Source organism: Nocardioides cremeus (assembly GCF_030518195.1).
Lineage (GTDB): Bacteria > Actinomycetota > Actinomycetes > Propionibacteriales > Nocardioidaceae > Nocardioides > Nocardioides cremeus.
Genome location: NZ_JAULSC010000008.1, coordinates 1 through 21,876 on the forward strand (window position 1 = coordinate 1; position 21,876 = coordinate 21,876).

At 73.3% G+C, this 21,876-nt stretch carries 23 protein-coding genes; 21 read left to right on the forward strand and 2 right to left on the reverse strand.

Annotation, left to right across the window (positions count from 1 at the left end):
- Positions 1-145: 145 nt before the first annotated feature.
- The 11 genes from QWJ41_RS09875 to QWJ41_RS09925 all read left to right on the forward strand — a co-directional run bounded on the left by QWJ41_RS09875 (position 146) and on the right by QWJ41_RS09925 (position 10,364).
- Positions 146-2,365 (forward strand): [protein-PII] uridylyltransferase, encoded by a 2,220-nt coding sequence (locus QWJ41_RS09875; RefSeq protein ID WP_302707787.1) that lies wholly within the window; start codon positions 146-148, stop codon positions 2,363-2,365.
- Between the two features lie 45 nt (positions 2,366-2,410).
- Positions 2,411-3,985, forward strand: a complete 1,575-nt coding sequence (ffh, locus tag QWJ41_RS09880) for a signal recognition particle protein (RefSeq protein ID WP_302707789.1) — start codon at positions 2,411-2,413, stop codon at positions 3,983-3,985.
- A complete protein-coding gene (locus tag QWJ41_RS09885) occupies positions 3,982-4,368 on the forward strand; it encodes an NYN domain-containing protein (protein WP_302707791.1) in 387 nt (128 codons plus the stop codon). Before ffh ends, QWJ41_RS09885 begins: the two co-directional genes overlap by 4 nt.
- Positions 4,369-4,410: 42 nt before the next feature.
- Positions 4,411-5,481, forward strand: coding sequence for an amidohydrolase family protein (locus tag QWJ41_RS09890; RefSeq protein WP_302707793.1), 1,071 nt, complete (start codon positions 4,411-4,413; stop codon positions 5,479-5,481).
- A 170-nt stretch (positions 5,482-5,651) separates the two neighbouring features.
- Positions 5,652-6,224: a 30S ribosomal protein S16 gene (gene rpsP, locus QWJ41_RS09895; RefSeq protein WP_302707794.1), complete on the forward strand. Its 573-nt coding sequence runs from the start codon at positions 5,652-5,654 to the stop codon at positions 6,222-6,224.
- A gap of 5 nt (positions 6,225-6,229) precedes the next feature.
- Positions 6,230-6,472: an RNA-binding protein gene (locus QWJ41_RS09900; RefSeq protein WP_302707796.1), complete on the forward strand. Its 243-nt coding sequence runs from the start codon at positions 6,230-6,232 to the stop codon at positions 6,470-6,472.
- Positions 6,473-6,556: 84 nt separating this feature from the next.
- Positions 6,557-7,102 carry a ribosome maturation factor RimM gene (gene rimM, locus QWJ41_RS09905; protein ID WP_302707798.1) on the forward strand — a complete coding sequence of 182 codons (546 nt, stop codon included), beginning with the start codon at positions 6,557-6,559 and terminating at the stop codon, positions 7,100-7,102.
- A gap of 19 nt (positions 7,103-7,121) precedes the next feature.
- A complete protein-coding gene (gene trmD, locus QWJ41_RS09910) occupies positions 7,122-8,303 on the forward strand; it encodes a tRNA (guanosine(37)-N1)-methyltransferase TrmD (RefSeq protein WP_302707799.1) in 1,182 nt (393 codons plus the stop codon).
- A gap of 201 nt (positions 8,304-8,504) precedes the next feature.
- Positions 8,505-8,858, forward strand: coding sequence for a 50S ribosomal protein L19 (gene rplS, locus QWJ41_RS09915; protein WP_302707800.1), 354 nt, complete (start codon positions 8,505-8,507; stop codon positions 8,856-8,858).
- A 28-nt stretch (positions 8,859-8,886) separates the two neighbouring features.
- Complete coding sequence (gene lepB / locus QWJ41_RS09920; protein WP_302707802.1) at positions 8,887-9,693, forward strand: signal peptidase I; 807 nt, start codon at positions 8,887-8,889, stop codon at positions 9,691-9,693.
- Between the two features lie 11 nt (positions 9,694-9,704).
- A complete protein-coding gene (locus QWJ41_RS09925; protein ID WP_302707804.1) occupies positions 9,705-10,364 on the forward strand; it encodes a ribonuclease HII in 660 nt (219 codons plus the stop codon).
- A gap of 9 nt (positions 10,365-10,373) precedes the next feature.
- Here the strand turns inward: QWJ41_RS09925 and QWJ41_RS09930 are convergent, their stop codons facing one another.
- Positions 10,374-11,108: a YqjF family protein gene (locus QWJ41_RS09930; RefSeq protein ID WP_302707805.1), complete on the reverse strand. Its 735-nt coding sequence runs from the start codon at positions 11,106-11,108 to the stop codon at positions 10,374-10,376.
- A 73-nt stretch (positions 11,109-11,181) separates the two neighbouring features.
- Between QWJ41_RS09930 and QWJ41_RS09935 the strand changes: the two genes are divergently transcribed.
- From QWJ41_RS09935 to QWJ41_RS09965, 7 genes are all read left to right on the forward strand, one after another.
- A complete protein-coding gene (locus QWJ41_RS09935; protein ID WP_302707807.1) occupies positions 11,182-11,490 on the forward strand; it encodes a DUF2469 domain-containing protein in 309 nt (102 codons plus the stop codon).
- Between the two features lie 138 nt (positions 11,491-11,628).
- Positions 11,629-12,069 (forward strand): TadE/TadG family type IV pilus assembly protein, encoded by a 441-nt coding sequence (locus QWJ41_RS09940; RefSeq protein WP_302707808.1) that lies wholly within the window; start codon positions 11,629-11,631, stop codon positions 12,067-12,069.
- Complete coding sequence (locus QWJ41_RS09945) at positions 12,066-13,781, forward strand: Tad domain-containing protein (RefSeq protein ID WP_302707810.1); 1,716 nt, start codon at positions 12,066-12,068, stop codon at positions 13,779-13,781. Before QWJ41_RS09940 ends, QWJ41_RS09945 begins: the two co-directional genes overlap by 4 nt.
- 112 nt (positions 13,782-13,893) lie before the next feature.
- Positions 13,894-14,295 (forward strand): YraN family protein, encoded by a 402-nt coding sequence (locus QWJ41_RS09950; RefSeq protein WP_302707812.1) that lies wholly within the window; start codon positions 13,894-13,896, stop codon positions 14,293-14,295.
- Positions 14,295-15,893, forward strand: coding sequence for a YifB family Mg chelatase-like AAA ATPase (locus tag QWJ41_RS09955; RefSeq protein ID WP_302707813.1), 1,599 nt, complete (start codon positions 14,295-14,297; stop codon positions 15,891-15,893). The genes QWJ41_RS09950 and QWJ41_RS09955 overlap by 1 nt, the downstream gene beginning before the upstream one ends.
- Positions 15,893-17,029, forward strand: coding sequence for a DNA-processing protein DprA (dprA, locus tag QWJ41_RS09960; protein ID WP_302707815.1), 1,137 nt, complete (start codon positions 15,893-15,895; stop codon positions 17,027-17,029). Before QWJ41_RS09955 ends, dprA begins: the two co-directional genes overlap by 1 nt.
- A 28-nt stretch (positions 17,030-17,057) precedes the next feature.
- On the forward strand, positions 17,058-18,002 hold the full coding sequence (locus QWJ41_RS09965; RefSeq protein WP_302707817.1) for a tyrosine recombinase XerC: 945 nt from the start codon (positions 17,058-17,060) through the stop codon (positions 18,000-18,002).
- Positions 18,003-18,108: 106 nt separating this feature from the next.
- On the opposite strand, the gene QWJ41_RS09970 is transcribed toward QWJ41_RS09965, so the two are convergent.
- Positions 18,109-18,684: a M23 family metallopeptidase gene (locus QWJ41_RS09970; RefSeq protein ID WP_302707819.1), complete on the reverse strand. Its 576-nt coding sequence runs from the start codon at positions 18,682-18,684 to the stop codon at positions 18,109-18,111.
- Positions 18,685-19,100: 416 nt separating this feature from the next.
- Between QWJ41_RS09970 and rpsB the strand changes: the two genes are divergently transcribed.
- The 3 genes from rpsB to pyrH all read left to right on the forward strand — a co-directional run bounded on the left by rpsB (position 19,101) and on the right by pyrH (position 21,828).
- Complete coding sequence (rpsB, locus tag QWJ41_RS09975; protein WP_302707821.1) at positions 19,101-20,069, forward strand: 30S ribosomal protein S2; 969 nt, start codon at positions 19,101-19,103, stop codon at positions 20,067-20,069.
- Between the two features lie 108 nt (positions 20,070-20,177).
- The gene (tsf, locus tag QWJ41_RS09980) at positions 20,178-20,990 is read left to right on the forward strand and encodes a translation elongation factor Ts (protein ID WP_302707823.1); all 813 of its coding nucleotides are present in this window, start codon (positions 20,178-20,180) and stop codon (positions 20,988-20,990) included.
- A 121-nt stretch (positions 20,991-21,111) separates the two neighbouring features.
- Positions 21,112-21,828, forward strand: coding sequence for a UMP kinase (gene pyrH, locus QWJ41_RS09985; protein ID WP_302707825.1), 717 nt, complete (start codon positions 21,112-21,114; stop codon positions 21,826-21,828).
- The last annotated feature ends 48 nt before the right edge of the window (positions 21,829-21,876 follow it).

A 21,876-nucleotide genomic window follows, 5' to 3' on the forward strand; every position in this document is an offset into this window, starting at 1 on the left:
CCCGTCATCGTGCCTGTGACGCGCCCGTGAGAGCAGCGACGGCCCGGTCCACCCCTGCGGTGGGCCGGGCCGTCGTCACGTCCGGCATGATCGGGGGCCACCACCAGCCCCGCTCCCACCCTCACCCCGACCCCAGGAGACCGATGTGACGGCCACCGAGCGGGAGCAGCGCACGAGCGAGGCCGACGCGCTGTGCGCGGCGGCGTACGAGAAGGCGGGCGGCGCCGACGTCGGCTCGGCGCTGGTGGCGGTGGGCGGCTACGGCCGCCGCGAGCTGGCCCCGCACTCCGACCTCGACGTCGTGCTGGTGCTCGACGAGGGAGTCGAGTCCGGCGAGGTGGCCGAGCGGCTGTGGTACCCGCTCTGGGACTCCGGCACCACGATCGACCACTCGGTGCGCGAGCTGCCCCAGATGCTCGCCGCCGCCGAGGCCGACCTCCGGGTCGCGCTGGGCCTGCTCGACGTGCGGCACCTGGCCGGCGACGCCAACCTGACCCTGCGGCTGCGCGCCACGGTGCTGGCGCAGTGGCGCCGCAACGCCCGCGAGCGGCTCCCGGCCCTGCGCGAGCTGGTGCGCGCCCGCCACGAGCTGGTGGGCGAGCTGGCGCACATGTCGGTGCCCGACGTGAAGGAGGCCGAGGGCGGCCTGCGCGACGCGACCGTGCTGCGCGCCCTGGTGGCGACCTGGTTGGTCGACGTGCCGCACACCGACCTCGAGCGCGGCCGGCAGGCGCTCCTCGACGTCCGTGACCTCGTGCAGGCCGGGGCCGGGCGCGCCAGCGACCGCATCCCGCCCGAGACGTGGAGCGAGCTGGCCACCGGGCTGGGCATGACCGACGCGCGCAGCGCCCAGGTGCACGTGCGCACCCTGGGCCGGCGCATCACCCACCTGTCGCGGCTGAGCTGGCGCCGCGTCGACGACTTCCTCGCACGGCCGGTCTCGGTGCGCACCGCCCGCAAGCCCGCGCTGTTCCCGATCGCCCCCGGCGTGGCGCTCGCCGGGCGCGAGATCGTCCTGGACCGCAAGGCCCGGCCCGCCGACGACCCCGTGCTGCTGCTGCGCGCGGCGGCCGCGGCCGCCGAGATGGACGCCGTCCTGGCCCCGCCGACCGCGGCGCGGCTGGCGCGCGAGGTCGCCGACCTGCCGCAGCCCTGGCCCACCGAGGCGCGCCAGCAGCTCGTGCGGCTGCTGGCCTCGGGACGCGGGCTGCTGCCGGTCTGGGAGACCCTCGAGGAGACCGGTGCGCTGCCGCGGCTGCTGCCCGAGTGGGAACGCATCCGGCTGCTGCCGCACGCCTCGGCGATCCACCGCTTCACCGTCGACCGCCACGTCGTCGAGACCTGCATCGAGGCGTCCTCCCTGATCCGGCAGGTCAACCGGCCCGACGTGCTGATGGTCGCCGCGCTGCTGCACGACATCGGCAAGGGCAGCCTGACCGAGCACAGCGTCGCGGGGGAGCCGATCGCCCGCGAGATCGCGACCCGGATGGGCTTCGAGCCGGCCTCGGTCGACCTCATCGCCGGGCTGGTGCGCTGGCACCTGCTGCTCGCGGAGACCGCGACCACCCGCGACCACGACGACCCGGCCACCATCGAGCGGGTGGCCTCGCGGGTGGGCTCGACCGAGGCGCTCTCGCTGCTGACCGCGCTGACCGAGGCCGACGCCAAGGCCGCCTCCCCCCAGGCGTGGTCGAGCTGGCGCGCGGGCCTGGTGACCGAGCTCTCGCGCCGGGTGCACACCGCCCTCGACACCGGGCGCAGCCTGCCGGCCGTCGCCGACGAGGAGGTCGAGATCCCCCGGGCGGTCCGCAACGGCGCCGTCCACTTCGGTGTCGAGCCCACCCCGGACGGCACCCGCGTCACCGCGATCGCCCCCGACCGGGTCGGTCTGCTGGCCGACTTCTCGGGGCTCTTCGCCCTGCAGCGCATCCCCGTGCGCTCGGCGCGCGCCTGGGCCCAGGAGCTCTACAGCGTGTCGGTCTGGGAGGTCGCCGAGCCCGGTCTCGACGTGCCCTACCTGCGCGAGCGGTACGAGGCGATCGCCGAGGGCCGGGTCGACCCCGCCGGACGCCTGCGTCCCGACCCGAGGGCGCTGGCCCCGACCGTGGAGGTGCGCCCCGACGCCTCGCGCTCGGCCACCGTGCTCGAGGTGCGCGCCGCCGACCAGCCGGGCGTCGTCCACCGCGTCTGCGCGGCGCTGGCCCAGCTCGACGTGGCGGTGCGCTCCGCGCACGTCGAGACCCTCGGGCCGCAGGCGGTCGACGTCTTCTACCTGCAGGAGGCCGCCGCCGGTGCGCTCTCCGAGACCCGGGCCGCGGACGCTGCGCACGCCGTCCGTGCGGCTCTCACCGTGGAGCCCCGTTAGGCTGGAGCCTCTACCCCCGCTCCGCCGACTCACCGAGGGACGCCCTTGTTCGCCACACTGTCCGACCGGCTCGCCGACACCTTCAAGAACCTCCGGGGGAAGGGTCGACTGTCCGAGGCCGACATCGACGCGACCGCGCGCGAGATCCGCATCGCGCTGCTCGAGGCCGACGTCGCCCTGCCGGTGGTCAAGGAGTTCGTCGGCGCGGTCAAGGAGCGAGCGCGCGGCGAGGAGGTCAGCGGTGCGCTGAACCCCGCCCAGCAGATCATCAAGATCGTCAACGAGGAGCTCGTGACGATCCTGGGCGGCGAGACCCGTCGGCTGCGCTACGCCAAGAACGGCCCCACCGTCATCATGCTCGCCGGCCTCCAGGGCGCCGGCAAGACCACGCTGGCCGCCAAGCTGGCGCTGTGGCTCAAGGACCAGGGCAAGTCCCCGATGCTGGTGGCCGCCGACCTGCAGCGCCCCAACGCGGTCAAGCAGCTGCAGGTCAACGGCGAGCGGGTCGGCGTGACCGTCTTCGCCCCCGAGCCCGGCAACGGCGTCGGCGACCCGGTGGCGGTGGCCCGCGGCTCGATCGAGGAGGCCAAGCGCACCCTGCACGACGTGGTCATCGTCGACACCGCCGGTCGCCTGGGCATCGACGCCGAGCTGATGAAGCAGGCCTCCGACATCCGCGACGCCGTCTCGCCCGACGAGGTGCTCTTCGTCGTCGACGCGATGATCGGCCAGGACGCCGTGGTCACGGCGCAGTCCTTCCTCGACGGCGTCGGCTACGACGGCGTGGTGCTGACCAAGCTCGACGGTGACGCCCGCGGTGGCGCCGCCCTGTCGATCGCCTCGATCACGGGCAAGCCGGTCATGTTCGCCTCCAACGGCGAGAAGCTGACCGACTTCGACCTCTTCCACCCCGACCGCATGGCCTCACGGATCCTCGACATGGGTGACGTGATGACCCTGATCGAGCAGGCCGAGAAGAGCTTCGACTCCGAGCAGGCGCTCAAGGCCGCGCAGAAGCTCAGCGGGCAGGGCGGCGAGTTCACCCTCGACGACTTCCTCGAGCAGATGCAGCAGGTGCGCAAGCTCGGCTCGATGTCGAAGATCATGGGGATGCTGCCCGGCATGGGGCAGTTCCGCGAGCAGCTCGAGAACTTCGACGAGCGCGAGATCGACCGCATCCAGGCCATCATCCAGTCGATGACCCCGGCCGAGCGGGCCAACCCCAAGATGATCGACGGCTCGCGCCGCGCCCGCATCGCCAAGGGCTGCGGGCGCCAGGTCTCCGACGTCAACCAGCTCGTGGACCGCTTCTTCGAGGCGCGCAAGATGATGATGCAGATGGCCCGCGGCGGCGGGATGCCGGGGATGCCCGGCATGCCGGGGATGCCCGGGATGGGTGGCGGCAAGCGGGGCAAGGCCAAGCCGCAGCAGAAGAAGGGCAAGGGCGCCAAGCGCTCGGGCAACCCCGCGAAGGCCGCGCAGCAGGAGCAGGCGGCCAAGGAGAAGGCGGCGGCCGCGCCGGCCAACCCCTTCGGCACACCGGGCGGTGAGCCGGTCGACTACGAGAAGGCGGCAGCCGACCTGGACCTGCCCAAGGACTTCTCGAAGTTCCTCAAGTGAGGTCCGTGGTGGTGGTCGACTCGGCCAACGTGATCGGCAGCCGTCCCGACGGCTGGTGGAAGGACCGCGCCGCGGCGACCCGGCGCCTGCACGAGGCGCTGCTGGTGGCCGACGTGCCGGGCGACGAGATCGTGATGGTCCTCGAGGGCGGTGCCCGCGGTGGCGCCCGGCCCGGCAAGGACGCCCACGTGCGCATCGTGCACGCCCCCAAGGAGGGCGACGCGACCATCCTGGCCGAGGCCCAGCGCGCCGGCCAGCGAGGCTGCACCGTCACGGTCGTCACCGCCGACCGTGCCCTGGCCGCCAACGTCTCGGCCACCGGCGCCACCGTGGTGGGCCCGACCTGGCTGCTCGACCAGCTCGACAAGCTCGAGCACGGCTGAGCCTCCTCGCCCCGTCGGCCCGGACCGTTTAGCCTCGCGGGCATGAGCGCGCTGAAGTTCTCCGGCCCGGTCCTGCCCGACGGTGGGAGCCGCGACCTGTACGTCGTCGACGGCCGGGTCACCTTCGAGCCCCAGCCCGGCGCCGAGACCGCCGCGCGCGGCTGGATCGTGCCCGGCCTGGTCGACGCGCACAACCACCTGGGCATGGAGGACCACGGGGCGGTGGGCGACGACGAGGTCGAGGGCCAGGCCCTCGCCGACCGTGACGCCGGCGCCCTGCTGCTGCGCGACTGCGGGTCGCCGGCCGACACCCGCTGGGTGCACGAGCGCGACGACCTGCCCCGGCTGGTGCGCGCCGGGCGCCACATCGCGCGCACCCGCCGCTACATCCGCAACTACGCCCACGAGGTCGAGCCCGAGGAGCTGTCGGCCTACGTCGCCCAGGAGGCGCAGGCCGGTGACGGGTGGGTCAAGCTGGTGGGGGACTGGATCTCCCGCGACGCCGGTGACCTGGCGCCGTCGTTCCCGCAGGAGAGCTTCGCCGAGGCCATCGAGGTGGCGCACCGCCACGGCGCCAAGGTGACCGCGCACTGCTTCGGCCACGACGTGCTGCAGGGCCTGCTCGACGCCGGCATCGACTGCATCGAGCACGGCACCGGGCTCGCCCTCGAGCAGGTCGAGCAGATGGCGGTCGCCGGGGTCGCGCTGGTGCCCACGGTGATGCAGACCGACAAGTTCCCCGAGTTCGCCGCCCAGGGCCGCGAGAAGTTCCCGGCGTACGCCGGCACCATGGACCAGCTGCACGCCCGGCGCCGCGAGGTGCTGATGTCGGCGCACGAGGCCGGCGTGGCGCTCTACGTCGGCAGCGACGGCGGCGGCGCCCAGCGCCACGGCCACCTGGCCGGCGAGGTGCTGGCGATGGCACAGCTGGGGATGCCGGCCGCCGACGTGCTCGCCGCGGCGTCGTGGAAGGCGCGCGAGTGGCTGGGCTTCGAGGGGCTGGTCGAGGGCGCGAGCGCCGACTTCGTCGTCTACGACCGGGACCCGGCCCAGGACCTGACGGCGCTGTGGGAGCCCGCCTGCGTGGTGCTGCGCGGCCGCGTGGTCGCCTGAGCGGCAGGCGATTTCTCCCGACCCCCTCGGGTCTGGCATCATTCCACGCTGAGTCCTGCGCGTGCGGCCCCTCTCAACCGGACGCGTGGAGCCCATCGAGGAATCGAGTCCCGGTCCCCACCTGGAGCCCCGGTCCTCACCACACACGACATCAAGGAGACACCACAACCGTGGCCGTCAAGATCCGTTTGAAGCGCCTGGGCAAGGTCCGGGTGCCGCAGTACCGCATCGTCGTCGTCGACTCGCGCAAGAAGCGCGACGGTCGCGTGATCGAGGAGATCGGCAAGTACCACCCCAAGGAGGACCCGTCGTACATCGACGTCGTCTCCGACCGGGCGCAGTACTGGCTCTCCGTCGGCGCGCAGCCCAGCGACGCCGTCGCCGCGATCCTCAAGATCACCGGTGACTTCCAGAAGTACCACGGCCTCCCGGGCGCCGAGGGCACGCTGAAGACCGCTGACGCCAAGCGCGACAAGCTCGACATCTTCAACGAGGCCCTCAAGGAGGCGCACGGCTCGTCCGGCGCCGCCGCGACGACCAAGAAGACTGCCGCCAAGAAGAGCGACGCCAAGGCCGAGGCCAAGGCGGAGGAGCCTGCTCCCGTCACCGCCGGCATGTCGCCGGAGGGTGCTGAGGACGAGGGCGCGGCCATCGAGGCCGCCGAGTCCAAGGCCGACAGCGAGCCCGGCACCGCCGACGCTGACAAGTCGGCCGACAAGGTCGCTGACGAGACCGGGGCCTGAGTCCCGTGCTCGCAGAGGCGCTGGAGCACCTGGTGCGCGGCATCGTCGACAACCCTGACGACGTCAGCGTGCGCGACAAGGAGCTGCGCCGAGGTTCGGTGCTCGAGGTCCGGGTCCACCCCGACGACCTCGGCAAGGTGATCGGCCGGGGCGGTCGGACCGCCTCGGCGTTCCGCACCGTCATCGGTGCGCTCGCCGGTCGCGGTGGGGCGCGCGTCGACTTCGTCGACGTCGACCGCCGGCACTGATCCAGCACCGAGCAGCACCAGACACACACACCGACCCGCCCGGGACACTCGGGCGGGTCGGCGTCATTTCGACAGGAGACAGCGGTGGAGACCATCGACGTGGTGGTGGGCAGGATCGGCAAGCCGCACGGCCTGCGCGGCGAGGTGACCATCGACGTGCGCACCGACGAGCCGGGGCTGCGCTTCGCCGACGGCGCGGTGCTCGAGGCCGAGGCGCCGCGCGGCGCGGCCGCGACCTGGCGGAGCCTGCAGGTGGCCCGCACCCGCTGGCACCAGGGGGTGCTGCTGGTGACCTTCGAGGAGCTCGCCGACCGCAACGCCGCCGAGGCCGCGCGCGGGATCGTGCTGCACGCGCAGCTGCCCGCCGACGCGAGGCCGGAGGACCCCGAGGAGTTCTACGACCACCAGCTCGTGGGGCTCGCGGTCGTCGACACCGACGGCACCGCGCTCGGCACGATCACCTCGGTGGTCCACGGGGCCCAGGACCTGCTGGGGGTCAAGGCCCTCGACGGGCGCGACACCCTGGTGCCCTTCGTCGCGGCGCTGGTGCCCGAGGTCGACCTCGCGGCAGGGCGCGTCGTGGTGGCCGACCGCCCCGGGTTGGTCTCGCCGCTGCCCGACGACGACTGAGCCGGCGAGGACGAGCACCGTGCGCCTGGACTACCTGACGATCTTCCCCGACTACCTCGCCCCGCTCGGGCTCTCGCTGCCCGGCAGGGCGGCCGCCAAGGGCCTGGTCGAGCTGCACGTGCACGACCTGCGCGGCTGGACCCACGACCGGCACCGCACCGTCGACGACACGCCGTACGGCGGTGGCGCCGGCATGGTGATGCGACCCGAGCCGTGGGGCGAGGCGCTCGACGAGCTGCTGGGCGGCCCCGGCTCGCCCGCGACCGTGGTGGTGCCCAGCCCCGCGGGGCGCCCGCTGACCCAGGCGATGGCCCGCGAGCTGGCCACCCGTCCCCGGCTGCTCTTCGGCTGCGGGCGCTACGAGGGCATCGACCAGCGCGTGCTCGACCACGCCCGGGGCCGCGACGACGTCGAGGAGGTCGTCGAGGTCTCGCTGGGCGACTACGTGCTCAACGGCGGCGAGGTGGCCGCGCTGGCGGTGACCGAGGCCGTGGTGCGGCTGCTGCCGGGGTTCATGGGCAACGCCGCCTCCCTGGAGGAGGAGTCCCACGAGCAGGGGCTCCTGGAGTACCCCGTCTACACCAAGCCCGCGTCGTGGCGCGACCACGAGGTGCCGCCGGTGCTGCTGAGCGGCAACCACGCCGCGATCGCGGCCTGGCGCCACGCGCAGTCGCTGGAGCGCACCGCCGAGCGCCGCCCCGACCTGCTGCACGCCAGCCACGTGGCGGGGGAGTGGGAGGTCGTGCCCGCAGCGGCCGGCGACACCGCCGAGCTGCACGTGCTGACCCTGGCCTGCTGGGTCGGCGAGGCCCTGGTCAACGGCGACCTGACGATCCCCCCGCTGCACGAGTCGGTCGCCGACACCGCGGCCTCGCTGGTGCAGTGGGACACCTACGTCGTGCGGGTCGGTGGTCGCCTGGTGGGCTCGGTGCGCGGGCGGCTCGAGGACACCACCTGGGAGATCGGCCGGCTGATGGTGGCCCCCGACCTGCAGGGCCGCGGACTGGGCCGGGTGCTGCTCGAGCACGCCGAGCGGGTCGCCCCGCCCGGGGCGGCGGCGTACCGGCTGGTGACGGGCAAGCACAGCGAGGCCAACCTGCGCCGCTACAAGCGGGCGGGCTACCGGGTGCGCGAGGTGCTCGACGGGCCGTCGGGGCCCGCGGTGCTCACCAAGCAGCGGCGGCGGCCGGGCCGCGGCTGATTACGGCCCGCGGGCGCGGCTGTGGCAGACTTCGACGCTGGTCCTGCCGGACCGGAGGGCAGCCCCGAGGAACGCACGGGGGGCCCGCGTCGGACGCCTGCCACAGAGGGCGGCCCACGCCACCGGAGCAGACGGCGGGCCGCGACAATTCCTGCACCACCTGATTCCGCGGCTGGTCTGTGGCACCCGCGAGGAGACACCATGAGCAACAACCTGGTCGCCCAGATCGGCAACGACGTCAAGCGCGACGACAACCCCCACTTCCGTGCCGGTGACACCGTCAAGGTGCACGTGAAGGTCATCGAGGGCTCGCGCTCGCGCGTGCAGGTCTTCCAGGGCGTCGTCATCCGCGTGCAGGGCTCCGGCGTCGGCCGCACCTTCACCGTCCGCAAGGTCTCCTTCGGCGTCGGCGTCGAGCGCACCTTCCCGCTGCACTCCCCGATCTTCGAGACCATCGAGGTCGTGACCCGCGGTGACGTGCGCCGCGCGAAGCTCTACTACCTGCGCAACCTGCGCGGCAAGGCCGCCAAGATCAAGGAGCGCCGCGACTCCTGATCCGCGACCCCTTCTCTACACTCGCCGCGTGAGCAGCGACGACCACGACCCCGCAGGCCCGAAGAACGAGGCCGGCGGGGTCGTGCCGTCCCCGGCCCAGCGCGTCGCCGCGGCCCGTGACAAGAGCCGTCGTGGCCTGCCGGTGTGGCAGGAGTCGCTGCTGCTGCTCGGGCTCGCCGTGGTGCTCGCGGTGCTGCTGAAGTCGTTCGTGGTGCAGGCGTTCTACATCCCCTCCGAGTCCATGGAGCCCGGCCTCGTCGAGGACGACCGCATCCTGGTCGAGAAGTGGTCCGGGTGGTTCGGCGGCGAGGTCGAGCGCGGTGACGTCGTGGTCTTCGAGGACCCGGGCGGCTGGCTGACCCGGGGCGAGGTCGACGAGCCGTCCAACCCGGTCTCCGGGGCCCTGGCGGCCATCGGGCTGCTGCCCGACACCGGGTTCCTGGTCAAGCGCGTCGTGGGCGTCGAGGGCGACACCATCGTGTGCTGCGACGCCAAGAAGCGGCTCGTGGTCAACGGGGTCGCGCTCGACGAGGACGACTACGTGCTCGAGGACCGTCGGGTGCGCGGCTGCCGCGGCCCGATGACCGGCAACTGCGCCTGGAGGGCCGGCCCCGTGCCCGAGGGGTCCGTCTTCGTGATGGGCGACAACCGTGGCCGCTCCGCCGACTCGACGGTGCACATGTGCCTCGAGGACGAGACCGAGTGCGTGCCGGGCGACGAGTACGTGCCCACCGACCTGGTGGTCGGCAAGGTCTGGCTGCTGCTGTGGCCCACCGACCGCTTCGGCGGGCTCGAGGCCACCGACGCGTTCGACGACGTGCCGGACGCCTCCTAGGCAGGTCGACGATGTCGTTGCTGCCGAAGGGGTCCACGGTCCGGCGCGACGCCGGGCTCTACGGCTACGAGCGAGCCCTGCGCCGCCACGGCCTCGAGGCCGTGGCCGGGGTCGACGAGGCCGGCCGGGGCGCCTGCGCCGGCCCGCTGGTGGCCGGCGCCTGCATCCTGCCGCCGGGGCGCGGCGGCGTGGTGCCCGGCCTGGCCGACTCCAAGCTGTTGACCGAGAAGGCCCGCGAGCGCTGCTACGACCAGGTGGTGCGGCGCGCGGTCGCCTGGTCGGTGGTGGTGCTCTCGCACGAGGAGTGCGACCGCCTCGGCATGCACGTGGCCAACATCGAGGCGCTGCGCCGGGCCGTGGCGCTGCTCGACGTGCCGGCCGACTACGTGCTCACCGACGGGTTCCCCGTCGACGGGCTCGGGGTGCCCGGGCTCGCCGTGTGGAAGGGCGACCGGGTCGCCGCCTGCATCTCGGCCGCCTCGGTGCTGGCCAAGGTGACCCGCGACCGCCTGATGCGCGACCTCGACCGCGAGTGGCCGGCGTACGACTTCGGGACGCACAAGGGCTACATCACCGACACCCACACCCGGGCGCTGGAGGAGCACGGCCCCTCGCCGGTGCACCGGATGCGCTTCGTCAACGTACGCCGCGCGGCCGGGCTGCCGTCGTAGGCCGACCGGTCAGAGCGCCTGGGGCATCCCGAAGTGGGTGCGCACCCCGGGGGAGTGCAGCACCGAGGCGGGAGCGCTGGTCGCGACGCCGGGCAGGCCGGCGGCGGTGACCAGCTCGTCGTGCAGCTCGCGCACCCGGGCGCGGTGCAGCGGCCAGGGGCCGTGGGTGTTGGGCACCCACAGGGTGCGCCCGAGCACGGAGGTGTGCAGGCCGAAGCGGGCGGTGAGGAAGAGCTCGAGCGGGCCGGGCTCGACCGGCTCCCCGACCTCGACGTCGATGACGCTGCGGGGGCGCCCGCCTGTGCGGCGGCGCATCTCGTAGCGCCACCCGCCGTCCACCGGGTCGGCCGACATCCGGGCCCACTTGTAGGGCACCCCGAAGCCGGCGTTGGCGCCGGCGACCACGGCCGGGCGGTCGGCGTCGAGGGAGCAGAAGACCACGCCGCGCCGGCCCCGGTCGTCGGTGGAGTAGAGCCGCACGTTGGTCTCGAGGAACGTGCCCAGCCACGGCGCCGGGTGCCCCGAGCCCACCCCCGCGTCGACCATCCGGAACGGGATCAGGCCGACCCAGGCGGCACCGTCGTACAGGTCGGGGCGCACGCCGCGGGGCAGCAGCGGCGCCACCCGGGCGGGGTCGACGGGCCAGTGCAGGAACGTGATGTCGCGCCACCACTGGTCCATGATCGCGCGCCCGGGCAGTGGCGGGCCCTGGCCCGGGGGAGTCGTGCTCGCGGTGGGTGGCACGCGTCTACGATGCCAGTGCCCACCTCACCGCGGGGGTGGGCGAGCAGGTCCGCCGGTCGAGTGAGGAGCACGTGTGAGCGCCGAGGAGCTCGAGCAGTACGAGGCCGAGATGGAGCTGACGCTCTACCGCGAGTACCGCGACGTGGTGGGGATCTTCAAGTACGTCGTCGAGACCGACCGCCGCTTCTACCTGTGCAACCAGGTCGACGTGAAGGCCCGCACCGAGCAGGGCGACGTCTTCTTCGAGGTCTCGATGAGCGACGCGTGGGTGTGGGACATGTACCGCCCGGCGCGCTTCGCCAAGAACGTGAAGGTGCTGACCTTCAAGGACGTCAACGTCGAGGAGCTGCAGCCCTCCGACGTCGAGCCGCCCGAGGCCTGAGCGCCCCGGAGGGGGTCGAGCGGTCAGGATGACTAGTCCATCTGGGCCATCTGCCCCCAGTGCGGCCCCTCGCGGCGCGCCGGCTCCCTAGGCTCGGGACTGCGGAACGGGAGTCCGCGTCGAAGACGGGGTGGGAGCATGGCTGGAGGGGTTCGTCGCGCGCCTGGGCGCGAGCGCGGTGCGGCCGCGGTCGAGTTCGCCCTCGTGGTGCCGCTGCTGCTGGTGCTGGTCTTCGGCATCATCAGCTACGGCTACATGCTCAGCTTCCGCCAGGCGATCAGCCAGGGCGCGGCCGAGGGTGCGCGCTCGGGTGCGGTGTGGGCGTCGGCGTACGACGCCTCGCAGGACGTCCAGCGCCGGGCCGCCGCCACGGCCAGCGTCGACGAGGCCCTGCAGAGCTACGGGGTCAGCTGCTCCTCGGGCGCGACCTGCGCGGTCACGATCGTGCCCTGCGGCACCGCCCGGTGCGTGAAGGTGGCAGTGACCTACCCCTACGGCTCGAAGCCGCTGACCCCCAAGATCCCGCTCGTCCCGCTACCCAGCACCCTCACCTTCACCTCGACCGCGAGGGTCAGTTGACCGGCGGCCGCCGCCGCGACGAGCGGGGTGCCGTCGCGGTCTTCCTCGCCGTCACCGTCTCGCTGCTGGTGATCGTCGGCGCCTTCGCCGTCGACCTCGGCATGCAGCGGGTCGTGCGCCGCGACATGCAGGCGCTGGCCGACGTCGTGGCCCTCGACCTCGCGCGCGAGCTCGACGGGCGCACCCACAGCGCGTTGGCGCCGGAGACGCTGCTCTCGGACCCCGACAGTGCGTTGAGCCAGAGCCTGGGTCGCAACTCGACCACGCTGGGCGACAACCTGACGGTCACGGTGGCGTGGGGGACGTGGGACGGCAGCGTCTTCGACGCGTCGGCCGACCCGCCCACCGCAGTGCGCGTCATGGCCTCCGCCGACGTGGGCTTCGCCTTCACCAACGGACGCGGTGGGGCCACCCGCACCGCCTACGCCGAGTCCTCGACGACCGCCTGTCACAAGCTCGGCTCCGTGGCCGTGGCCATGCAGAGCGGCGACTCCGCGCTGCTCGCGCCACTCAATGACCTCCTGGGGCTCAACCTCTCGCTCCTGTCCTACCAGAACCTCGCGGGAGTGGGGGTCAGTGTCGCGGACCTGGTCGCGACGGGTCGGGTCGGCACAGCGACCTCGCTGCTGACCACCACCACGTCCTTCGCCGACCTGCTCAGCGCGACGGCCGCTGCCCTGAACTCCGAAAAGCCGTCCGGCTACGCTGCTGCCCTCTCCGCGCTCGACGCCCTGGTCGAGATCCAAGGCACGGTCCCGGCGGTGGCTCTGGGCCAGATCCTCAACATGGGCCAAACGGACTCCGCGGCGCTCGAGACAGATCTCAACGTGCTGGACCTTCTCGCCGGGGCGATCCAGGTGGCGAACGGAGCGCATGCCGTCGCGATCCCGATGCTCCAGACCGGCGTCCCCGGGCTGGGCAACCAGTTCACCGGTGAGCTCTACATCCAGGAGCCCGCCAAGCTGGGGTGCGGAGCTCCGAACTCCGAGCAGGCTCGGGCGAGCACGAGTCAACTCGTCGGTGACGTCGGCCTCGACTTCGTCAACCTGCCGACCGTGCAGCTTAAGAACGAGCTCGACCTGGGACTGGTCAAGGGCACCCTCCAGACGGCCAAGGCCACGGGGACCCTGTCGGTGAACCTGGGCCTGGCGCAGTCGCAGCTCATCGACCCCCCCGACGTCCACTGCGGGGAGGGGACCGTCGCCGACCCGCACACGATGGCAGTGTCGATCTCGAGCGGGCTCACCACCTATGCCCTCAGCACCCAGGTGACGCTGTCGGGATCGATCAAGGTCGGTCTGCTGGGCGTCGACGTGGACGCGGTCGTCGATGTCTCCCTGAGCTCGCCCCCGACCGGGGCGCCGTCGACAGTCACGCTCAGCATCCCTCCCAACGACACCACCCCGGTGGAGACGGGCAGCCCCGTGGCCCCGCTGAGCAACCTCACGGCCAGTATCAGCACGATCACGGCGAAAGAGAGCCTCACCGGGCTGCCGTTGAGCCTCTCGAACCTCACAGCGGTGACCAACGCCATTCTCAACGCCCTGCTCACCGGAGACCAGTCCTTCGCCAACAAGGCCTTGGCCCCGCTGGCCGCCAACATCGACTCGATGCTGGTCGGGCCGCTGGCAGAGCTCTTGGGGATACGCATCGGTGGCGCCGACGCCTTCGCCGTGTCGACGGCGTGCAACGTCCCGCACTTGAGGGGCTGACGGACCACCTCCCGTCCACAGGCGCCCGGTCACGGCCGGCGTTCCACAGCCGCGGGCTGTCGTCGTCCCCGCCCGACCCGGTGCATCCAGGGTGGGGCCCAGGAGGTGGACGATGACCGAGACGACGAGCAGGACCACCGAGAGCGGGCCCAGCAGTGGGCCGGCACGGCAGGCGCTGGGCGCCTACGGCGAGCGGGTGGCGGCGGCCTACCTCACCGCCTGCGGGATGGTGCTCGCCGAACGCAACTGGCGCTGCCCCGACGGCGAGCTGGACCTGGTGCTGTGGGACGGCGAGGTGCTGGTCGTCTGCGAGGTGAAGACCCGCGCCGGGGAGACCGGGGGCACCCCGCACGAGGCGGTGACGCCGGAGAAGCTCCAGCGGATCCAACGGCTGGCCGAGCAGTGGCAGCTCGCGCACGGCGTGCGGGCCGAGGACCTGCGCGTCGACCTGGTCGCCGTGGTGCACCCGCCCCGCGGCGCCGCCGAGGTCGAGCACGTGCGGGGGCTGGTCTGATGCCGTTCGCGACCGCCCGCACCGTCTCCCTGCACGGCGCGGTGGGCCACCTCATCCACGTGCAGGCCGACGTCTCGCCCGGTCAGGTCGGCACCACCCTGGTGGGGCGCCCCGACATCGCCATCAGCGAGGCCCGCGACCGGGTGCGGATGGCGATCATCAACTCCGGGCTGGGCTGGCCGGCCACCAAGCGGATCACGATCCTGCTCTCGCCCGCCGACCTGCGCAAGCGCGGCACCCACTTCGACCTGGCGATGGCGCTGTCGGTGCTCTCGGCCGACGCCGTGATCGTCGAGGAGGCCCTCCACGGGTGCCTCTTCATCGGGGAGCTGACCCTCGACGGCGGTCTGCGCCCGGTCACCGGGGTGCTGCCGATGGTGCTCGCGGCCCGCGAGGCAGGGGTCCGCACCGTCTTCGTGCCCGAGCCGCAGGCCGCCGAGGCCGCGATGGTGCCCGGCACCACCGTCTTCGGCATGCGCTCGCTGCGCCAGGTGGTCGCCGAGCTCAAGGGCGAGGAGGTGCCCGACGCCCCGCCCGTGGCCTCGTCCACGGGGGCCAGCCTGCTGTCCTGGCGCGGCTCCGACCGCCACGACGAGGTAGACATGTCCGACCTGATCGGCATGGCCGATGCGAGGTACGCCGCCGAGGTCGCCGCCGCCGGCGGCCACCACCTGCTGCTGGAGGGGCCCAAGGGCTCGGGCAAGACCACCCTGGCCGAGCGGATCCCCACGATCCTGCCCGACCTCGACGCCGAGGAGTCGCTCGAGCTGACCGCGATCCACTCGCTGGCCGGCGTGCTCGACCCCAGCCGCGGCATGCTGCGCCGCCCGCCGTACGCCGCCCCGCACCACGACGCCAGCAAGGCCTCCATCGTGGGTGGTGGCAGCGGGCAGGTCCGGCCGGGCGAGCTGAGCCGCTCGCACTGCGGGGTGCTGCTGCTCGACGAGTTCCCGCTCTTCCGCGCCGACGTCATCGAGGCACTGCGCGAGCCCCTCGAGAACGGCGAGATCACCGTCGCCCGCGCCGAGGAGCTGGTGACGCTGCCGGCGCGCGGCATGGTGGTCCTCGCCGCCAACCCGTGCCCGTGCGGTGAGTTCCGCGCCCACGCCGGGGCCAACCGGTGCTCGTGCCGCGACACCGTGCGCCGCGACTACCGGCGCAAGGTCACCGGCCCGGTCACCGACCGGATCGACATCACCCGCCAGGTCGACCCGGTGCGGCCCCACGAGCGCCGCGACCCGCTCGCCGTGCGCGAGACCTCCGCCGACGTGCGGGTGCGCGTCACCGCGGCCCGCCGACGCCAGGCCGAGCGCTACCGCGGCTGCACCTGGCGGCTGAACTCCCAGGTGCCGGGGGCGGCGCTGCGCGAGCGCTGGCCGCTCACCGAGGACGGCCAGGGCATCCTCGACAAGGCGCTCTACGACGCCGCGGTCACCAGCCGCGGTGCCGTGCGGGTGCACCGGCTGGCCTGGACCGTGCTCGACCTGCTGCCCGCCGCCGACCCCGAGCGGCGCCCGGGCGGAGCCGAGGTCGAGACCGCCCTGCGGCTGCGCTCCGGCCACCCGCTGCTGGTCAGCGCGCTCGAGCGGGGTGCGTGATGGCGCTCTGTAAGGACGACCGGCTCGCCCGGGTGGCGCTCTCGCGGATCGTCGAGCCCGGTGACCCGCGCCTGCTGGCGAGCGTCAGCAGCATCGGGCCGGTCGAGACGCTGCAGCAGCTGGCCCGCAGCGCCCCCGACCTCGCCGACCTGCAGGCCGAGACCCAGGCCCGCAGCCAGGGGCTCGACCCCGAGCGCATCCTGGCGGTCGCGGCCCGGCAGGGCATCCGCTTCGTCACCCCGACCGACGACGAGTGGCCGGCGCAGCTGGGCGACCTCGAGCAGCCACGGGTCCAGGGGCGCGGGGGAGTGCCGGTCGGGCTGTGGGTGCGTGGACCGCAACGGCTCGACACGCTCGGCGGGTCGGTCGCGGTGGTCGGCGCCCGCACCGCGACCGGGTACGGCGCCTGCGTCGCCGGCGACATCGCCGCCGCGGTGGCCAGCGCCGGTCGCCCGGTCGTCTCCGGGGCCGCCTTCGGCATCGACCAGGCCGCCCACCGCGGAGCGCTCGGCACCGACGGCTCGACGCTAGCGGTGCTGGCCTGTGGTGCCGACCGGATCTACCCCGAGGCGCACCGCGACCTCATCGAGCACCTCGCCGCCCACCACGCCGTCGTCTCGGAGTCGCCGCCCGGCTGGTCGCCCATGCGGGTCCGGTTCCTGAGCCGCAACCGGCTGATCGCGGCGCTGACCACCGGCACCGTGGTCGTCGAGGCCGCGCTGCGCAGCGGCGCGCTCAACACCGCCAACTGGGCGCAGCAGCTCAACCGACCGGTCATGGGCGTGCCGGGCCCGGTGACCTCGGCGCAGTCGCAGGGCGTGCACCAGCTGGTGCGGGCCGGGGCGGCCGGCCTGGTGACCACCGGCCCCGAGGTGCTCGAGATGGTCGCCGAGTCGGGTCAGTACCTGCTCGAGATCCCGCGCGGGCCCGAGACGCTGCGCGACCGCCTCGACCCGGTCGACCGGCAGGTGCTGGACGCCGTCCCGGTCTCGCGCGCGGTGCCCAGCGTCTCGATCGCGCGCACCGCCGGTGTGGGCCCGGGGACCACCGACGCGGTCCTGGTGCGGCTGCAGGAGGCCGGGCTGGTGCGCGGCGACGGCAACGGGTGGCGGCTCGCCGCGCCGGCTCTGCCCTAGCGGCACGCCCGCTTCCTAGACTCCGGTCATGGCCGACGACGCGCAGCAGGAGGCGGACGCGCTGCCCGAGGCCTTCGTCCGGGTCCTCGGCGACTACGAGCAGCACCTCGCCATCGAGCGCGACCTGACGCCGCACTCGGTGCGCGCCTACCTCACCGACGTCGCCGGTCTGCTCGAGCACGCCCGGCGGCTCGGGCTCGACGACGTGGCACGGCTCGACCTGCGCACGCTGCGCAGCTGGCTGGCCCAGCAGCAGAGCCTGGGCCGCTCGCGCACCACGATCGCGCGCCGCGCCACCGCCGCCCGCGTCTTCACCGCCTGGCTGGCGCGCACCGGCCGCGCGGAGCACGACGCCGGGGCCAGCCTGGCCAGCCCCAAGGCGCACCGCACGCTGCCGCCCGTGCTGCGCCGCGACGAGGCCGACGACCTGATCCGCGCCGCCACCGAGCTCGCCGACGACGGCAGCCCGGTGGGGCTGCGTGACGTCGCGATGCTCGAGCTGCTCTACGCCACCGGCATCCGGGTCGGCGAGCTGGTCGGGCTCGACGTCGACGACGTCGACCGGGAGCGCAACGTGGTGCGGGTCCTGGGCAAGGGCCGCAAGGAGCGCAGCGTCCCGTTCGGGCGCCCGGCGGCCCACGCGCTGGACTTCTGGACCCGTCACGGCCGCCCCCGGCTGGTGGTGGACGGCTCGGGCCCGGCGCTCTTCCTCGGCGCCCGCGGAGGGCGCATCGACCAGCGGGCGGTGCGCACGCTGGTGCACCGGCGCATCGCCGAGGTGCCCGGCGCCCCCGACATCGGCCCCCACGGGCTGCGGCACACCGCCGCCACCCACCTGCTCGAGGGCGGCGCCGACCTGCGCTCGGTCCAGGAGCTCCTGGGCCACGCCTCGCTGGCCACCACCCAGCTCTACACGCACGTCACCACCGACCGGCTGCGAGCGGCGTACCGCCAGGCCCACCCGCGCGCCTGACCCCGACCCGGCGCCAGTTCCCGCCGAGCCGGCGCTACTTCCCGCCGAGCCGACGCCAGTTCCAGGAACTGGCGCCGGCTCGCGAGGAACTGGTGCCGGCTCGCGGTCACCCGAGCGCAGCGAGGCGGTCCAGGACGGCTCGGTACGGGGTGTCGAACGGAACCGGCGCGGGGGCTGCGGTCCAGAGGGGGAGCAGGCGGACCGGGCCGAGGCCGACCAGGCGCAGCGGGTCGAGGTAGGTGTCGCCGGCCGGGCCGCTCTCGATCCAGCCCCAGTGCAGGCAGGTGCGCGGCAGGCAGTGCGACGGGGCGACCTCGAGCCGGCCGAGGACCTCGCCGGCGGCCACCGGCTCGCCCACCGCGAGGCTGCCCGCCACCGGCTCGTACGTCGTGCGCGTCGGTCCGTGGGCGACCACGACGACGCCGCGGCCCGCGATCCGTCCCGAGAAGGAGATCTCGCCCGCGAGCGCCGCGCGCACCGGCTGGCCGGGCCGGCCCAGCAGGTCGACGCCCCGGTGGCCGGGGCCGTAGGGCGAGGACGGGGCTTCGAAGCCGGCGACCACCTCGGGGTCGGGGCGCAGCGGCCAGGTGCCCACCGGATCGGGCTCGACGGCGTGGCCCGCGGCGGGCAGCAGGGTGGTGAGGAGAACGGCGAGCAGGGCGGCGACAAGAGACGAGATCACCGGGCCAGGGTGGGCGCGGGGAGCGCCGGCCGCGCGGGGCCGGGACCGGGGTGGGGACGGTGCGGCAGGATGGTCGGGCTGTGCACGCGAGCCGGCCCGCGACGGATTCGCTGGTGGGGCCCGGGCTGGCGTACGCTGGCGGACGCAATCCTCAGGGATTGACTTCGCACGTCCGCAGACCGCGACACGCCTCCGCGAGGAGGGGTGGCCACCCGTGGGCGACGATCCTCGGTCCCGGACCGACAGGCGCGAGCCTGGAGAGCCGGGTCGGGTCGCGCGCAGACGTCAGGGCGACCGGCACCCGCCGGCCGCATCGAACCGTAAACCACCACCGGAGCACGACACCGGTGCGTCCTGGCCGCAAGGCACCAAGGACGCCACCAGCGGTGCCGGCTCCAGCACAGGAGATCACCACCATGGCAGTCGTGACCATGCGCCAGCTCCTCGAGAGCGGCGTCCACTTCGGGCACCAGACCCGTCGCTGGAACCCCAAGATGAAGCGCTTCATCATGACCGAGCGCAACGGCATCTACATCATCGACCTGCAGCAGTCGCTGAGCTACATCGACCGCTCGTACGCCTTCATCAAGGAGACCGTCGCCAAGGGCGGCACCGTGATGTTCGTGGGCACCAAGAAGCAGGCCCAGGAGGCGATCGCCGAGCAGGCGACCCGCGTCGGGATGCCCTACGTCAACCAGCGCTGGCTGGGCGGCATGCTCACCAACTTCCAGACCGTGCACCAGCGGATCAACCGCCTCAAGGAGCTCGACGAGGTCGACTTCGACGCCGTCGCCGGCTCGGGTCGCACCAAGAAGGAGCTCCTGCAGATGAAGCGGGAGCGCGACAAGCTCGACCGCACCCTGGGCGGCATCCGCGAGATGGGCCGCGTGCCCTCCGCCGTGTGGATCGTCGACACCAAGAAGGAGCACCTCGCCGTCGAGGAGGCCCGCAAGCTCCGGATCCCGATCATCGGCATCCTGGACACCAACTGCGACCCCGACGAGGTCGACTTCCCGATCCCGGGCAACGACGACGCGATCCGTGCGGTCGGCCTGCTGACCCGGGTCATCGCCGACGCCGTGGCCGAGGGCCTGATCGCCCGCGGCGGTGGCAAGAGCGAGGGTGCCGCCTCCGGCACCACCGACGAGCCGCTGGCCGAGTGGGAGCGCGAGCTCCTCGCCGGTGAGGCCGAGAAGGCCGCCGAGAGCGCCACCAAGGCCGACGACACCGCGGCCTCCGAGGCCACCGGCGCGTCGTCCGAGGCCGCTGCCTCCGACGAGGCCGCCGCCGAGGCGACCGAGGCCCCCGTGGCCCCCGAGGCCACCGAGGCCGAGCCCGCCAAGGACGAGACCAAGGACGAGTCCAAGGACGAGGCCAAGGCCTGACCTCTCCGTGCTGACCGCCGTCCGCGGGCCCTCCGGGGCTCGCGGACGGCGGCACGCCGGGGATCTCCCCGCTACTCCACCACTTTCTCTTCGAGGGACGGAACGTCAATGACGAACATCTCCGCGGCCGACGTCAAGAAGCTCCGCGAGCAGACCGGCGCCGGCATGATGGACTGCAAGAAGGCGCTGACCGAGGCCGACGGCGACCTGGACAAGGCCGTCGAGATCCTGCGGGTCAAGGGCGAGGCCAAGGCCGCCAAGCGCGGCGCCGAGCGTGAGGCCTCCTCGGGCCTGGTCGTCACCTCCGGCAACGCGCTGGTCGAGATGCGCTCCGAGACCGACTTCGTCGCCAAGAACGACGACTTCGTCGCGGCCGCCGAGAAGATCGCCGCCGCCGCCGACGCCGCCAAGGCCGGCGACACCGAGGCGCTCAAGGCCGTCGAGCTCGACGGCAAGACCGTCGGCGAGGTCGTCGAGCAGCTCGCCATCACCATCGGCGAGAAGATCGAGCTCGGTCGCGTGGCCTACTTCGAGGGCCCCGTCGTAACCTACATGCACAAGCGTGCCGCCGACCTGCCGCCCGCCGTGGGCGTCCTGGTCGAGTACGACGGCTCCGACGAGGCCGCGCGCGGCGCCGCGATGCAGATCGCCGCGATGCGTCCGCAGTACCTCAGCCGCGACGAGGTCCCCGCCGACGTCGTCGAGTCGGAGCGCTCCATCGCCGAGCAGAAGTCGCGCGAGGAGGGTAAGCCCGAGCAGGCGATCGCCAAGATCACCGAGGGCCGGGTGAACGGCTTCTTCAAGGAGGTCGTCCTGCTCGAGCAGCCGTCGGTGACCGAGGCCAAGAAGAGCGTGGAGGCCGTCCTCAAGGAGGCCGGCACCACCCTCAAGCGCTTCGCCCGCTTCGAGGTCGGTGCCTGAGAGGCGCATGATCCGCTAGGTTGCACCTGACGCCAAGGAGGCCGGTCCGCTTGATCCCCCACCAGATGGATCAACGGGCCGGCCTTCGTGCTGTGCCCACACCCCTATGAAGGGAACCCCGATGACCCAGCAGTACCAGCGTGTTCTTCTCAAGCTCTCCGGCGAGGTCTTCGGCGGCGGCAAGGTCGGTGTCGACCCCGACGTGGTGCAGAAGATCGCCACCGACGTCGCCGAGGTCGCCCGCTCGGGCGTGCAGATCGCCGTCGTCACCGGCGGCGGCAACTTCTTCCGCGGCGCCGAGCTGCAGCAGCGCGGCATGGACCGCGTCCGCGCCGACTACATGGGCATGCTCGGCATCGTGATGAACTGCCTGGCGCTGCAGGACTTCCTCGAGAAGATGGGCGTCGAGACCCGGGTGCAGACCGCGATCACGATGGGCCAGGTCGCCGAGCCCTACGTGCCGCGCCGCGCGATCCGGCACATGGAGAAGGGGCGCGTGGTCATCTTCGGCGCCGGCATGGGCATGCCGTTCTTCTCCACCGACACCGTCGCGGTCCAGCGCGCCCTCGAGAGCCGCTGCGACGCGGTCTTCTTCGCCAAGAGCGGCGTCGACGGCGTGTACGACGCCGACCCGCGCAAGGACCCGGGCGCGACCAAGTTCGACACCATCACCTACGCCGACGCCATCCAGCGCAACCTCGAGGTCGTCGACCAGACCGCCTTCACCCTGTGCGCGGAGAACAAGCTGCCGATGGTGGTCTTCGGCATGGAGCCCGAGGGCAACATCCCCCGCGTGCTCAAGGGTGAGAAGATCGGCACGCTGGTCAGCGCCGACTGACCTCTCCCGCCCAGCCCGACGTACGCGACGAACCCAGGAGCAGCCGTG